12 protein-coding genes are annotated in these 15,065 nt (G+C 73.5%); 5 read left to right on the forward strand and 7 right to left on the reverse strand.

The window, feature by feature from the left end; genetic code table 11:
* Positions 1–72: 72 nt before the first annotated feature.
* Complete coding sequence (locus FHX45_RS06750; protein WP_167097674.1) at positions 73–1,590, reverse strand: sugar ABC transporter ATP-binding protein; 1,518 nt, start codon at positions 1,588–1,590, stop codon at positions 73–75.
* A 211-nt stretch (positions 1,591–1,801) separates the two neighbouring features.
* Between FHX45_RS06750 and FHX45_RS06755 the strand changes: the two genes are divergently transcribed.
* Positions 1,802–2,803, forward strand: a complete 1,002-nt coding sequence (locus FHX45_RS06755) for a substrate-binding domain-containing protein (protein ID WP_167108530.1) — start codon at positions 1,802–1,804, stop codon at positions 2,801–2,803.
* Positions 2,804–3,040: 237 nt separating this feature from the next.
* On the opposite strand, the gene FHX45_RS06760 is transcribed toward FHX45_RS06755, so the two are convergent.
* From FHX45_RS06760 to FHX45_RS06775, 4 genes are all read right to left on the reverse strand, one after another.
* Positions 3,041–7,159: a cation-translocating P-type ATPase gene (locus FHX45_RS06760; RefSeq protein ID WP_167097676.1), complete on the reverse strand. Its 4,119-nt coding sequence runs from the start codon at positions 7,157–7,159 to the stop codon at positions 3,041–3,043.
* 3 nt (positions 7,160–7,162) lie between these two features.
* Positions 7,163–7,627 carry a hypothetical protein gene (locus tag FHX45_RS27745; protein ID WP_208405830.1) on the reverse strand — a complete coding sequence of 155 codons (465 nt, stop codon included), beginning with the start codon at positions 7,625–7,627 and terminating at the stop codon, positions 7,163–7,165.
* A gap of 94 nt (positions 7,628–7,721) precedes the next feature.
* Positions 7,722–8,579, reverse strand: a complete 858-nt coding sequence (locus FHX45_RS06770) for an endonuclease/exonuclease/phosphatase family protein (RefSeq protein ID WP_424923831.1) — start codon at positions 8,577–8,579, stop codon at positions 7,722–7,724.
* A 58-nt stretch (positions 8,580–8,637) separates the two neighbouring features.
* Positions 8,638–8,799, reverse strand: coding sequence for a hypothetical protein (locus FHX45_RS06775; protein ID WP_167097680.1), 162 nt, complete (start codon positions 8,797–8,799; stop codon positions 8,638–8,640).
* Between the two features lie 236 nt (positions 8,800–9,035).
* Here FHX45_RS06775 and FHX45_RS06780 point away from each other — a divergent pair, with 236 nt between their 5' ends.
* From FHX45_RS06780 to FHX45_RS06795, 4 genes are read left to right on the forward strand one after another with little or no spacing between them, the layout of a single operon-like run.
* Entirely contained in the window at positions 9,036–9,983 is a 948-nt protein-coding gene (locus FHX45_RS06780; RefSeq protein ID WP_167097682.1) for a MetQ/NlpA family ABC transporter substrate-binding protein, read from the forward strand.
* Positions 9,980–10,993: an ATP-binding cassette domain-containing protein gene (locus FHX45_RS06785; RefSeq protein ID WP_167097684.1), complete on the forward strand. Its 1,014-nt coding sequence runs from the start codon at positions 9,980–9,982 to the stop codon at positions 10,991–10,993. The genes FHX45_RS06780 and FHX45_RS06785 overlap by 4 nt, the downstream gene beginning before the upstream one ends.
* The gene (locus tag FHX45_RS06790) at positions 10,990–11,652 is read left to right on the forward strand and encodes a methionine ABC transporter permease (protein ID WP_167097686.1); all 663 of its coding nucleotides are present in this window, start codon (positions 10,990–10,992) and stop codon (positions 11,650–11,652) included. The genes FHX45_RS06785 and FHX45_RS06790 overlap by 4 nt, the downstream gene beginning before the upstream one ends.
* 11 nt (positions 11,653–11,663) lie before the next feature.
* The gene (locus tag FHX45_RS06795) at positions 11,664–12,485 is read left to right on the forward strand and encodes an APH(3'') family aminoglycoside O-phosphotransferase (protein ID WP_424923792.1); all 822 of its coding nucleotides are present in this window, start codon (positions 11,664–11,666) and stop codon (positions 12,483–12,485) included.
* Positions 12,486–12,779: 294 nt separating this feature from the next.
* Here FHX45_RS06795 and FHX45_RS06800 read toward each other — a convergent pair whose 3' ends face one another.
* Positions 12,780–13,577, reverse strand: a complete 798-nt coding sequence (locus FHX45_RS06800; RefSeq protein WP_167097690.1) for an SDR family NAD(P)-dependent oxidoreductase — start codon at positions 13,575–13,577, stop codon at positions 12,780–12,782.
* Positions 13,577–15,061 (reverse strand): flavin-containing monooxygenase, encoded by a 1,485-nt coding sequence (locus tag FHX45_RS06805; protein WP_167097692.1) that lies wholly within the window; start codon positions 15,059–15,061, stop codon positions 13,577–13,579. Before FHX45_RS06805 ends, FHX45_RS06800 begins: the two co-directional genes overlap by 1 nt.
* Positions 15,062–15,065 lie beyond the last annotated feature (4 nt).

Genomic DNA, 15,065 nt, shown 5'->3' on the forward strand with positions numbered 1-15,065 from the left:
GCGCGCCGAGGCGCGACAGCATCATCACGTCGGCGAACGTGGTGGTCGATGATCCGGACCTGCGAGCAGTCCTCATGCCGCCGCTCCCTGCCCCATCGCCGCGAACATCACGGAGTCCTCACTGGCCTGTGCGCGCGGGATCTCCGCGACGATCCGGCCCTCCCGCATCACCAGCACGCGGTCGGCCATGCCGAGCACCTCCGGCAGCTCGGACGACACCATGATCACCGCGACCCCCTCGGCCGCCAGGGACGACATGAGCCGGTGCACCTCGGCCTTCGTCCCGACGTCGATGCCGCGCGTCGGCTCGTCGACGATCAGCACGCTCGGCGCCATCGACAGCCACTTGGCCAGCACGACCTTCTGCTGGTTGCCGCCGGACAGCGTGCCGACGAGGTCGGTGAGGCGGCCGTACTTGGTCTGCAGGCGCTCGGTCCAGCGCAGCGCCTCCTTGCGTTCGCCGCCGCCGAACAGGAACCCCAGCTTCGCCAGTGCGCCTGAGCGCGGCAGGGTCACGTTCCGCTCGATCGACAGGTCCATCACCAGCCCCTGCTGCCGGCGGTCCTCGGGCACGAGGGCCATGCCCGCGGCCATCGCGGCCCGCGGCGAGCCCGGTTTGAGCTTTCGCCCGTGCAGCTTCACCGTCCCCGCGTCGCGCTCGTCCACGCCGAACACGGCCTGGACCACTTCGGACCGTCCACTGCCGACCAGACCGGCGAAGGCCACGATCTCCCCGGCCCGCACGGAGAAGGAGACGTCCTGGAAGACCCCCTCGCGGGTGAGACCGTCCACTTCGAGCACCACCTCGCCCGGTTCGACGTCCTGCTTGGGGAACAGCGCGTCCAGCTCGCGGCCGACCATGCGGCGGACCATCTCGTCGACGGTCAGCTCCTCCAGCGGATCGGTGGAGACGTGCCTGCCGTCCCGCATGATCGTCACGCGCTGGCACAGCTCGGTGATCTCCTCGAAGCGGTGCGAGATGAACATGATCGCCGCGCCCTCGTCGCGCAGCGTGCGCGCGACCGAGAACAGGCGCTCGACCTCGACCAGCGACAGCGCCGCGGTCGGCTCGTCCATGATCAGCACCCGCGCGTCGGCGGAGAGCGCCTTGGCGATCTCGACGATCTGCTGGTCGGCGATCGACAGGCCACGTGCCGGGCGGCCCGGGTCGATCCGCACGCCCAGGCGGGCGAACAGCTTTTCCGCCTCGGCCCGGATCGAACCGCGGTCGATCATGCCCAGCCGCTTGCGCGGGTGCCGGCCCATCACGATGTTCTCCTCGACCGTGAGGTCGGGGAACAGCGTGGGTTCCTGGTAGATCACGGCGATGCCGGCGGCCTTGGCGTCGGCCGGGGACGAGAACTCGACGGGCTTGCCGTCGACCACGAGCGACCCGGTGTCGGGACGGTGGACCCCGGCGAGCATCTTGACGATGGTCGACTTGCCCGCGCCGTTCTCCCCCACCAGCGCGTGCGCCTCGCCGGCGTGGAGCGGGAACGACACACCCTGCACGGCGGCCACCGCCCCGAACGACTTCGTGACGCCGCGGACCTCCAGCAAGGGCACCGCGCCCGGCTCCTGCCGCACCATCGCGACCTCCGAAATGAAAGGTTTCATAAGCTGGCGCGCTGACGCTACTATCCGCTTCGTCACGAAGTCAACGACAAGTTTTTGCGCAGTTCAGCCCACGTTCTATGATCGCGATCCGATAACCTCGGCCTGTTGGACGTTTCAAGGGAGGTTCCACGTGACGCGCACGACCACCGGCGGGAGCGCGGTTCCCGAGCCCCGGGCGGCGGGCATCAAGGACGTCGCGGCGGCCGCCGGCGTGTCACTGGGGACCGTGTCGAACGTCCTCAACCGGCCGGACCGGGTCAGCCCCCGCACCCGCGCGAAGGTCGAAGCGGCGATGGCCGAGCTCAAGTTCGTCCGCAACGAGACCGCCCGGCAGTTGCGCGCCGGGCGCAGCCGGATCCTGGCCTACGTGATGCTCGACGGGAGCAACCCGTTCTTCACCGACGTGGCCGAAGGGGTGGAGGACGCGGCCGACGAGGCGGACCTGTCCTTGTTCCTGTGCAACAGCGCCAACCGCGCCGAGCGCGAGCGCGACTACCTGAGCCGGCTCGAACAGCAACGGGTGCAAGGAATTCTGATCACGCCGGTCGACCCGGACGCACCGGTGCTGGCGGAGACGGCGGCACACGGCATACCGGTGGTGATCGTGGACCGCACCGGACGGTCCGGCGACCACTGCTCGGTCGCGGTGGACGACGTGCTGGGCGGGCGGCTCGCGGTGCAGCACCTGCTGGAGCTCGGGCACGAGCGGGTGGCGTTCATCGGCGGCCCGGACACCTTGGGCCAGGTCCGCGACCGGCGCGAGGGCGCGTTGCGGGCGTTGCGGGAGGCCGGGCGGGGGCCGGAGAACCTGGTCGACCTGACGACGTCCGCGCTGACGGTCGCCGAGGGCCGGACCGCCGGGCAGCGCCTGGCCGGGCTGCCGGCCTCGACGCGGCCGACCGCCGCGTTCTGCGCGAATGACCTGCTGGCGCTCGGCCTGCTGCAGACGTGCGTGAGCCTGCGGCTACAGGTGCCCGGCGACCTCGCGATCGTCGGCTACGACGACATCGACTTCGCGGCGGCCGCCGCCGTCCCGCTCACCTCGGTGCGGCAACCACGCAGGCAGCTGGGCCGCACCGCCGCCGAACTGCTCCTGCAGGAGACGACCGACCCGCGGCACCAGCACCAGCAGGTGGTGTTCACCCCGGAGCTGGTGGTCCGGGCGTCCACCCGGCACGGCGCCTGACTCTCAGGCGTTCGCCGGCGCGAACGAGGACGCGAACAACGACTGCGCGAGCCGCAGGATCAACGATTCGATCAGGTTCGCACCGATCTTGGCAAGCACGGTGGCGACAAACTCGGCCATGGGGAACTCCTCGTGTCGGGCCTACCCCGGCACCGTCGCTCGCGCGGATGAGGCCGCGGCTGCGAGCGCGTGTCGCGCGGGTGAACCCGTCCGGAACACCCCGTGCCGGGTGCGCGCTCAGTGCCCGGTGCGCACCCGCTGCACCGCGAGCTGCGCCACCGTCGCCGCGGCCGCCGCGCCGAGGGCGATACCCCACTGGTGCGGCAGCAGCGGGCTGCAGCCGAAGAACCCGCTCACCCCGGGGATCTGCACGATGGCCGCCAGCGCGAGCAGCGACCCGGCTCCGGCGGCCAGCACCAGCGGTGTCCGCCCGCGCACCGCCATCGTCTGCCCCAGCTGGGCGGCCACCAGCGCGACCAGGCCGGTCGTGCCGGCCTGCGACGGCGTGCCGACGGGGCGGGCGAACAACCACCCGCCGAGCGCCGCGCCCGCGGTGGTGGCGGCGCGGGCGATCATGTCCCGCGTCAGGACGGCGCCCAGCGACGTCTCCGGCCCCTCGGACAACAGTTGCTCGGGATCGGCGTCCGGCGGCGGGCGCACCGCGACGGCCATGGCGGGCAGCACGTCGGTCAGCAGGTTGACCAGCAGCAGCTGCCGCGCGTTCAGCGCGCCCCGGGTGCTGAACGCCCCGGCGCCGACGGTGAACGCGACCTCGCCCATGTTCCCGCCGAGCAGGATCGACAAGGCGTCCCGCACCGACGCCCACATCGCGCGGCCCTCGACGATGGCGTCGGTGATCGTCTCGATGCGGTCGTCGGTGACGACCAGGTCGGCGGCCTCCCGGGTGGCCGGGGTCGCCGTCGCACCGAGGGCGATGCCGACGTGCGCGAGGCGGATCGCGGGCACGTCGTTGGCGCCGTCGCCGGTCATCGCCACCACGCGTCCGGCGCGGTTGAGCTGCTTCACGATCCGCGCCTTCTGCGCCGGGCTGACCCGGGCGAACACCGAGACGCCGGGCGCCCGCGCGGCCAGCTCGTCGTCGCTCGCGGCGTCGATCCCGGCTCCGGTCAGCACGGCTTGCCCGGTGTCCAGGCCGAGGTCGGCGGCGATGGCGGCGGCGGTGCCCGGGTGGTCACCGGTGATCATCACGACCCGCACCCCGGCGCGCCGCAGGTCCGCGACCGCGGCCGCGGCGGTGGGCCGGACCGGATCGGCCAGCGCGAGCAGACCGCGGAACGTCAGGCCGCGGATGCGGCCCTCCGCCAGGTCGCCGCGCCCGGACGCCCGGCGTTCGGCGACCGCGAGCACCCGGAACCCCTGTCGCGCCAGCCGGTCGGCGGCGGGCAGCCGGTCCGGCCCGTCGCAGCGCGCGAGCACCGCCTCCGGTGCGCCCTTGACGCTGAGCAGCGGGCCGTCCGGGGTGTCGGCGAGCACCGCGTGGTAGCCGCGGGACGGCTCGAACCCCAGCTCCGACAACCACGTCACGTCCCCGGGGCCGATGCCGTGCGCGGCGGCGGCGTCGAGCACCGCGCGGTCGGTCGGGTGCGGCAGCGTCTCCCCGGTCAGGTGCCACGGGCTCGCCCGCACCGCGGCGGCCAGCACCCCGGCCAGTTCCGGGGTCAGTTCGCCGACCGGCCGGGTGTGGTGCCCGTCGGACACCTCCTGCAACCGGATCCGGCCCTCGGTCAGGGTGCCGGTCTTGTCGAAGCACAGCACGTCGACGCGGCCCAGCGCCTCGATGGTGGACGGGCTGCGCGCCAGCACCCCGCGCCGCGCCAGCCGCCGGGCGGACGCCAGCTCGGCGACCGTGGCGACGAACGGCAGCCCCTCCGGCACCGCCGCCACCGACAACCCGACGGCGCGGCCGAGCGCCTGGCTGATCCCGTTGCCCCGGGCCAGGTCCGCGAGCAGCAGGGCCACGCCGGCACCGAGTGTCACCGGCAGCGTGAGCCGGGTCAGCTCGGCCAGCCGCGCGGCCACCCCGGTCACCGGGGGCGCCTCGCCGTCCAGCCGGGCGGTGCGGCCGGCCTCGGTGCGCTCACCGGTGGCGACGACCACGCCGGTGCCGCGCCCCGCGGCGACGACGGTGCCGCGGTAGAGCATCGACGACCGGTCGGCGACGGCGGCCGCGGCGGTCGGCGGCTCGCTCTTGGTCACCAGCTGCGACTCGCCGGTCAGGCTCGACTCGTCCACCTCGAGGCCGAACGCCTCCAGCACGCGGCAGTCGGCCGGCACCGCGTCCCCGGCGCGCAGTTCGATCACGTCCCCGGGCACGAGAACCTCCGCCCGCGCGGTCAGCGCGGTGCCGACCCGGCGCAGCCGCACCTGCAGCGCGCTGGTGTCGAGCAGGTGGTGCAGCTCGCGGTCGGCGCCGAGCCGTTGCAGGCCGCCGATCAGCGCGTTCAGCCCGAGGACCCCGATGATGAGCACGGCGTCGGTGATCGATCCCAGGCTCGCGCTCACCCCGGCCCCCGCGGCGAGCGCGGGGGTGAGCGGCCCACCGAGTTCCTCGGCCGAGGCGCGCGCCAGCGTCAGCGCCTCCGGTTCGCGGTACTCGGCGCGGCGGCGTTCCGCGGACTCCTCGGCGGCCAGCCCGGTGTGGCGGCTCTCCAGCCGGGCCAGCACGGCGTCCGGGGACATCGCGTGCCAGGGCGTGCGGTCCAGCGGGATCGGCACAGGCTTGCGCCCGGCCTCCGACCCGGTCCACAACCCGGTACCCAGGGCGAGCAGGGTGGCGAAGCTGACCGGGAACCCGGCGCGGGACCCCGCGGTGCCGGCGGGGCCGAACCCGCCGAACACCGCGCCCAGCGCCGATCCGGCGGCCGACAGCCCGGCGGCGTAGCGGCTGGCGCGGTGCGCGGGTTCGACGGCTTCCAGCACCCCGCACGCCTGTTCCGGGCCGGGGCAGAGGATATCCGCGTGCCACGGCAGGTCCCCGTCCCGGCCGGGCACGCCGATGCCGACGTCGGCGACGGCGGTGGCGAGCGGGTCCGGCGAGATCACCGCGACCACGTGCCCGTCCGCCTGGAGTTCGCGGACCCGGGCGGGAAGCTCGGCCGGTTCGGCGCGGACCACAGTGCCCGCGCGCCGCGCCGCGGCGAGCACCGCCTCGGCGAGCGGGTGCGGCTCGTCCTCCATCGCGGCGAGCGCGACCACCACGTCCCGGTGCGACACCTCGATCGTGTCCCCGCGGCGCCGCACCGACCAGTCCCCCCAGCGGGTCTGCATGCCGTCCCACTCGAGGACGGCACTGGTCACCTCGTCCGGGTCCGCGTCGCCGGTGACCACGACCTGCCCGGGCACCCGGCGCCCGGTGCGCAACAGCGCGGCGTCCACGACGACGTGGCCGACGCGGTCCAGCCGGCGGATCGCCGCCGGTTCCAGGACCAGGGTGCCGGCCGCGGCGAGATCCCGGACCACCTGCGCGGCGAACGCCTCGCGGCCGGCCTTCGCCGGGCGTGGCACGGCGGCCGGCAGGATACCGCCGGCGCGCCGGCCGTCCCGCGTGGCCAGGAGCGTGCCGAGCGCACCGGCGACGCCCAGACCGGCGGTGGCGCGCGCGACCCGCTCGACCGGTCCGTCCGGGCGGGGCCGCGGGCGCTCCGGCGGCCGCAGCGGCTCGGTCCGGTACCGGTCGAGCCGATCGCCGGTGCGGCGTTCCCAGTGCTCCCACGCCTGCCGGCGCGCGGTGATCTCGCGCCGCACGCACCAGCGGTAGGCGGCGTCGGTGACCAGTCCGACCGGCCGCTGCGCGAGCGACTGGCTGACCGCCCCGCCGAGGGCGAGGACGGCCTCGGTGGCGGGACGGCCGAGCACCCGTTCCAGCCCGGCGCGCAGGCCGGGCGTGGAGTCCACCAGGGACACCAGCGTGGGTACGACGGCGGGCACCGGGGGCGCGGGCAGGACGCGGCCGAGCGCGGTGTAGGTGAGCCCGGCGAGGTGCGTGCCCAGGGCGACCAGTTCACGCACGGCCGGTGCGGGGTTGGCCGGGTGGATCTCGCTCGCGGGCGCGGTGCCGGTGAGGTTCCAGTCGCGTTCGGCCTGGCTGACGACCCCCTCCAGGGCGCTGCGCGGCACGTCCGGATCGTGGTGCACCGCGACCCGGCCGAGCGCGGCGTTCACCGCGGCGGCGTGCACGCCGTCGAGATCGGTCAGGCGCCGTTCGAGGTCGCGGGCCGCGCTGGCGGTGCCGGTTTCGTGCAGCCCACGGACCTCCAGGTGGGTGCGGTGCCCGGAGGTCCAGCAGCGGCGCCCGGTGAGGGCGCGCACGACGCCGGCCGGGGAGGGCAGGCGCATGGTCTAGGTGTCCGCGCCGCCACTCCGCTTCTGCGTCCCGGCGCGCGCCCGGGCGGGCTTGGTCTGCGCCGCCTGGGCCGCGGGCGAGGTCGGCCCGGACTCGCCGCCCTGCTGCGCCTGTGCGGGCTCGCCCGCCGGCTGCGCCGCGGGCGGGCGCGGCTCCGCACCGCGGGCGCGGCTCGCGACGGCCGTGCCGACGCCGATCGCCACGGCCACCGGCCACTCGATCAGCTCGACCGCGGCGAGCACCCCGAGCCCGCCCCAGTACGCGAGCTGTCGTGGCGGCGGCAGGAACGACCGGGCGGTGCCGAGGGCGGCGGTCACCTCATTGCGATCCGGCACACGCGGTTTCGGCATCCGCGGCAGGCGCAGGTCGGGTGCGCGGAACTCGGCCCGGACGAAGGGCAGGTTGACCGTGGCCGTGCGAGGTTTGGGTTCGTTCTCCTGCCCGGGCGTGCTGCTGGTCATGGCGCTCCTCCCTGCCCCCAGCGACCCGGCTCATGCTACGACCGAATGAAGATCGACTGAACCCTTGGTGAACGCGGCCGGTCCGAATTGCGCGCTACCGGGTGAACCGGGCGATCACCGGGCGGTGGTCGGACGCCGTGCTCGCGATCGTGCGGGCGTCCCGGGCGGTCAGCTGCCGGGAGGCGGTCACGAAATCGATGCGTTTCAACGGTTCCGCGGCCGGGTAGGTGCCGCCGTGCGGATCGGCGTCCATCAGCCGGGTCCACAGTGGAGCGAGCTCGGGCGCGGCGGGTTCGGCGTTGAAGTCGCCGGTGAGGATTTCCGGCCCGGGCCGGGCATCGAGGACGGCGAGCATGTCGGCGACCTGGGCGCGGCGCACGGCCGGGTCGGCCCGGTAGTCGAGGTGGGTGGTGTAGACCCGCAGCGGGCCGCCGGGCGCGGCGACGGTCACCTCGGCGAAACCGGGCGCGGGTGCCGGCGGAGCGCCCGGGGTGACCGTGGACAACCGGGTGATCTCGAGGTTGCGCGCGGCGATGACCGGGTAACGGCTCAGCACGGCGACGCCGTACCGGCGGCGCGGCGCACCCGGCGCGGGCGGATCGAGGTCGTAGATCGGCGCGAAGAACACGTGCATCCGCAGGGCACGGGCCAGCTCGGCGGCCTCGTCGCGGTAACCGCTGCGCGCGTCCCAGTGGACGTCGACCTCCTGCAACCCGACGATGTCGGCGTGCAGTTCCCGGATCGCCGCCGCGGTGCGGCCGAGGTCGAACACGCCGTCCTCGCCCGCGCCGGCGTGGATGTTGTAGGTGGCGACGGCGATTCCCGGCCGTGGCGCAGTGGCCGCAGTGGCGGCAGTGGCCGCAGTGGCCCCCGGGGCCGCAGTGGCCGCAGTGGCCGCGCCGAGAGCCAGAACCGCCGCCATGACCGCCGCCGCAAGCCGCATGATGATCACCATAACCGGGCGGGCAACCCCTCGGCGGGTTTCCCGGTGGCGCGCACCGCGGGGGCGGTCAGTGCGTCGGGGTGCCCGGCCGCATGCCGGCCAGCAGGCCCAGCCCCGCCATCACGCCGGCGAGGAAGTACCACGCGTCGCCCAGGGCGGCGGACGCGATGATGGCCAGGACGAGCACGCCGCCCGCCGCGGCCCATCCCGACACGTTCGGATCCGCCATGACCTCCACCATCCTCCTCGCCGCACGGACCCGCACCACGAGGACGCGGAATCACCCGCGAAGCGAAACCACCGGGAGCGGGACCGGACACGAGGCGCAGGCGCCCGGCCGGTTCCCCGGACGATTCGACGGCGCGCGGCTAGCACGACCGGATGATCGGAGGCAAATCCCGCCCCCATCGCATCACCATGTGAGACGTCGTCCTCCATTCCGGTGACCGGCGGCAGGATGGCGCCATGTCCGACAACACCTCCGACGACGCCCTCCTCCCGCACAAGCCGCGCCGCGGGCGCGGTCCGCTGATCGGCGTCACCCTCGCCGTGGTCGTCGTCCTCGTCGCCGTGGTCCTGATCGTCGTGAACGCGACCTCGGACTCCGGCACGGCCGCCGGCCGCACCACCGTGAAGATCGGGGTCACCGACGCGAGCGCCGACTACTGGAAGAACTTCCGGCAGATCGCCGCCGACAACGGCATCGACCTGGAGCTGGTGAACTTCTCCGACTACACGCAGGCCAACCCGGCGCTCGCCCAGGGCCAGCTGGACCTCAACCTGTTCCAGCACCTGCTGTTCCTCGCCAACTACAACGTGTCGGCGAACCAGAACCTCACCCCGATCGGCTCGACCTACGTGGTGCCGCTGAGCCTGTACTCGCGCAAGCACGCGGCCCTCGCCGAGATCCCGCAGGGCGGCCGCGTCGCGATCCCGAACGACCCGACGAACCAGGCGCGCGCCCTGCTGGTGCTCCAGTCGGCCGGGCTGATCACGCTGCGCGGCGGCGGGACCGTGCTGTCCACCCCGGCCGAGATCGACCAGGCCGCGTCGAAGGTCACCGTCACCCCGGTCGACGCGTCGCAGACCGTGGCCGCGCTGCCGTCGGTCGACGGTGCCGTGGTCAACAACAACTTCGCCCTGGACGCGAACCTGGACCCGTCGAAGGCGTTGTTCAACGACGACCCGGCGAACCCGTCCGCCGAGCCCTACATCAACACCTTCGTCACCCGTGCGCAGGACAAGGACAACCCGACCTACCTGAAGCTGGCCCAGCTCTACCGGGACCCGCGGGTGGCCGGTGAGGTGAAGGCCGAGTCGAAGAACACCGCCGTGCTGGTGGAGCGCCCCAACAGCGACCTGCAGGCCATCCTGGCCCGCCTCGAGCAGACCGTGCGGGCCGCGAAGAAGTGAGCGCACTGATCGAATTCCAGGGCGTCACCAAGCGGTTCGGTGACGTCACGGCCCTGGCGGACGTCGACCTGACCATCGCCGCCGGCGAGGTGTTCGGGATCATCGGCTACTCCGGCGCCGGCAAGAGCACGCTGGTCCGGCTGATCAACGCGCTCGAACCGGTCACCTCCGGCCGGGTGCTCGTCGACGGCGTGGACCTGACCGCGCTGGGTGAGCGGGAGCTGCGGGCGGTGCGGGCCGGGATCGGCATGATCTTCCAGCAGTTCAACCTGTTCCGGTCGCGCACGGTGTTCGGCAACGTCGCCTATCCGCTGAAGGTTGCGGGCTGGGACAAGGCGCGGCGCCGGGCTCGGGTGGCCGAGCTGCTGAAGTTCGTGGGGATCACGGACAAGGCGTGGCACTACCCGGACCAGCTCTCCGGCGGCCAGAAGCAGCGCGTGGGCATCGCCCGCGCGCTGGCGACGAACCCGAAGATCCTGCTCGCCGACGAGTCCACCAGCGCGCTCGACCCGGAGACCACCGGCGAGGTGCTGCGGCTGCTCAAGCGGGTCAACTCCGAGCTGGGCGTGACGATCGTGGTGATCACGCACGAGATGGAGGTGGTGCGCGGGATCGCCGACCGGGTCGCGGTCCTCGACTCGGGCCGGGTCATCGAGCAGGGCAGCGTGTTCGACGTGTTCTCCGCGCCGAGGACCGGGACGGCGAAGCGGTTCGTCGGCTCGGTCGTGCGGGACACGCCGGGCGGCGCGGACCTGGAGCGCATCCGGTCCCGGCACGGCGGACGGCTGGTGTCGGCACGCATCCACGACGCGGGACGGCTGGGCGCGGTGCTGTCGGACGCGGTGGGCAAGCACAACGTGCGGTTCGAGATCGTCTACGGCGGTATCACCGCGTTGTCCGGGCGCTCGTTCGGCGGGCTGACGCTGGAGTTGCTCGGCGCGGACGACGACGTGGACGCGCTCATCGACGATCTGCGCACGACCACCGAGATCGAGGAGATCCCGGCATGAGCCTCGACTGGGAGACGCTCGGCCCGGTGTTCTGGGACGCGATCGCGCAGACGCTGGGCATGGCCGTGGTCACGCTGCTGGTCGGCGGCGCGCTCGGGCTGGTGCTGGGCATCCTGCTCTACACCACCCGCGCGGGCGGGCTGCTGGCGAACCGGTTCGTGTTCACCGTGCTCAACGTGCTGGTCAACATCATCCGGCCGATCCCGTTCATCATCTTCATCACGGCGATCGGTCCGGTGACGATCCTCGCGGTGGGTACCCAGCTGGGTACCGTGGCGGCGACGTTCGCGCTGGTGTTCGCGGCCACGTTCGGGATCTCCCGGATCGTGGAGCAGAACCTGGTCACGATCGACCCGGGCGTGATCGAGGCGGCGCGGGCGATGGGCGCGAGCCCGATGCGGATCATCCTGACGCTGCTGGTGCCCGAGGCGCTCGGGCCGCTGGTGCTGGGCTACACCTTCGTGTTCGTCGCGATCGTCGACATGACGGCCGTGGCGGGCGCGGTCGGCGGTGGCGGGCTCGGTGACTTCGCCATCACCTACGGCTACCACCGCTTCAACTGGGCGGTGACCTGGCTCGCGGTGATCACGATCATCGTGCTGGTGCAGGGCGCGCAGTTCCTCGGCAACTGGCTGGCGCGCAAGGCGCTGCGTCGTTGAGGTCCAGGCCGGTGACCGGACGCCGGGCACCGGGGCCGGGCCGGCACGCTCCCGCCGTGCACGATCACCCCGGCCGGCGTCCGGTCACCGGCGGCGAATCGGGCGCCGCGGTGTTCCGCAGCGCCGACGGCAGCCGCTACGCCAAGCACGTACCACCCGCGGACGCGCCCGGTCTCCGGAGCGAGCACGACCGGATCGCCTGGCTCGCCGGGCACGGCGTGCCGGTTCCACGGGTGCTCGACTGGCACTCCGGTAAAACCGGCGCCTGCCTGGTCACCAGCGCTGTCCGCGGGGTGCCGGCCGACCGGCTGACGGCCGAGGACCTCACCCGCGCCTGGCCGGGCATCGCGGACGCCGTGCGCCACCTGCATGAGGTGCCCGTGGCCTCCTGCCCGTTCAGCCGTGACCTCGACACGATGGTCGCGGTGGCCCGGGACGTCGTCGCGCGGAACACCGTGAATCCGGAGTTCCTGCCCGTCGAGCAGCAGAGCACCCCGACCGCGGAACTGCTGGCGCGCCTGGTGCCGCAGATCGAGCGGCGCCGCGCCGAGGAGGTCGCCGACACCGTGATCTGCCACGGCGACCTCTGCCTGCCCAACATCGTCATCGACCCGGACACCGGCGAGGTGTCGGGTTTCATCGACCTGGGACGTCTCGGCCGGGCCGATCGCCACGCCGATCTCGCGCTGCTGCTGGCCAACGCGAGGGAGACCTGGCCGGACGAGGAACGAGCCCGGGCCGCGGACGCGGAGTTCGCCGAACGGTACGGCATCGCGCCCGATCCCGGCCGGCTGCGGTTCTACCTCCACCTCGACCCGCTCACCTGGGGCTGAACTGCTCCGCCCAGAAGCGCGTCACCAGGTCGTGGAACTCCCGGGCCCCTTCGATCCGCGGCATGTGCCCGCTGTCGGCGAACAACGCCCGTTCCGCAGCGCTCCGGCCCGGCTCGGGTGCAGCAGGAGCTTTCCCTGCGGCCGCAGCGCCAGCAGCCGCATCGCGACGGCCGCGCCGAGCGAGTTCCCGGCGACGTGCACCGGCCGGTTCTCCCCCACCACGTCGAGGAACTCCGCGGCCCGCCTCCGAACACGTCCGCGTAGTCCGTCCCGGCGCCCCGGTGCGCGGCCGCGTCAGCCCAGCCGTCGCAGGATCCGGCTGTGCGCACCGGGCAGCAGCCGCGCCAGCAGGTCGGGGATCTTCGCGCTCGCCCCGATCAGCACCCGCGGCCTGCGGTGCTCGATCGCGTCCACGATGGCCGCCGCCGCCTTCGCCGGGGCGATCCGAAGCACGCGCTCCCACTGCCGGGTGTCCATCCCGCCCGGCACGCCGCTGCCGACCCGTGCCGACTCCGCGATGCGGGTCCGGATCCCGCCCGGGTGCACCGAGGTCACGCCGACCTGCCCGGCCAGTTCGTGCCGGATCGACTCGGTGAACCCGCGCAGCGCGAACTTGCTCGCCGAGTACGCGGACTGCCCGGGCGGCGCGATGAGGCCGAACACGCTGGACACGTTGGCGATGTGCGAGCCGGGCGTGGCCTTGAGCGCGGGCAGCAGCGCGTGTGTCAGCTGCACCGGGGCGCGGAAGTTGACGTCGAGGACCCAGCCGAACTCCGCCAGCGTCAGCTGGTCGAAGCGGCCGCCCAGCGCGACCCCGGCGTTGTTGATCAGCAGCGTCGGCCGGGGGTGGTCCGCCAGCACACGCTCGGCCGCCGCCGCGGTCTCCGCCGCCGACGCGAGGTCCACCACGTGCATCGAGGTGTCCACTGTGGACCCAACCGTCCTGGCGACCGCCGTGAGCCGCTCGGTGTCGCGGTCCAGCAGCACCAGGTTCGAGCCGCGGGCGGCCAGCGCGTGGGCCAGCGCTTCGCCGATCCCGCTCGCCGCGCCGGTGAGGACCGCGGTGCCGCCGGCGAAGATGTAGTCGCGCATCAGGCCACCCGTGCCGTCGCCGGCCGGGGCGCCCGGGAGAACCGCATGGCCTCGTCGTCCAGGGACCCGCGCCGCATCAGCAGCACGTCGCGCGGGTAGTTCTGGAACAACCGCCACGGCGCGGCCGCGCCCTGCTTCGGCAGCTTCGCGATGCTGCGCAGCACGTACCCGGACCGGAGGTCGATCAGCGGCGCGGCGGGGGTCACCGACGGCGGTGGCACCGGTGTGCAGGTGGTGTAGCCGTGCGCGTCGAGGTGGCCGAGCAGCCGGCACACGTACCCCGCCACGAGATCGGCCTTCAGCGTCCAGGACGCGTTGGTGTAGCCGATGGTGAACGCGTAGTTCGGCACGCCGGAGAGCATCATGCCCTTGTAGGCCAGGCGCTGCCCGACGTCCACCGGCTCGCCGTCGACCACGAGGTCGATGCCGCCGAGCGGCAGCAGGTTCAGCCCGGTCGCGGTGACGACGACGTCGGCGTCGAGCTCCCGCCCCGAGGACAGCCGGATGCCGCGCGCGGTGAACGTCTCGATGGTGTCGGTGACGATGTCGGCCTTGCCGCTGCGCAGGGCCCGGAACAGGTCGCCGTCGGGCACGAAGCACACCCGCTGGTCCCACGGGTCGTAGCTGGGGTTGAAGTGCCGGTCGACGTCGAAGCCCGGCGGCAGCTGCGCGGTCACGCCCTTGCGCAGCAGCTTGCGCACCAAGCGCGGGCTGCGGCGGCTGAGCTGGAAGAACAACAGCGCGGCCAGCACGTTCTTCCACCGCACGATCGGATAGGCGACCTTGGCCGGCAGCACCCCGCGCAGCCGGTCCGCCAGCGGGTCGGTGGCCGAGAGCGACAGCACGTAACTCGGCGAGCGCTGCACCATCGTCACGTGCGCCGCGTCGCCGGTCATCGCGGGCACCAGCGTCACCGCGGTGGCCCCGCTGCCGATCACGACCACGCGTTTGCCGTGGTAGTCCAGGTCACGGGGCCAGTGCTGAGGGTGCACGACCGTGCCGGTGAACTCGTCCTGCCCGGGGAACTCGGGTGCGTAACCCTGGTCGTAGCGGTAGTAGCCGGAGTTGACGAAGAGGAAGCCGCACGTGATCCGGACGCGTTCCCCGGTGTCGGTGCGGTCCGCCTCGACCGTCCACCGGGCCTCCTCCGACGACCACTCCGCCCGCACCACCCGGTGGTGGAACCGGATGTGCCGGTCGATGCCCCGGTTGCGTGCCGTGGTCCGCACGTACTCGCGGATCGACTCGCCGTCGGCGATCGCCTTGGCGTCGGTCCACGGCTCGAACGAGTAGCCGAGGGTGAACATGTCCGAGTCCGAGCGGACGCCCGGGTAGCGGAAGAGGTCCCAGGTACCACCGATGGCCCCGCGCGCCTCGAGGATCGCGTACGTCTTCCCCGGGCGCTGCGCCCGCAGGTGGGCGGCGGCGCCGATCCCGGACAGGCCGGCACCGACGATCAGGACGTCGACGTGATCGCGCGTCATCGCT

This window comes from Amycolatopsis granulosa (assembly GCF_011758745.1).
GTDB classification, from domain to species: domain Bacteria; phylum Actinomycetota; class Actinomycetes; order Mycobacteriales; family Pseudonocardiaceae; genus Amycolatopsis_E; species Amycolatopsis_E granulosa.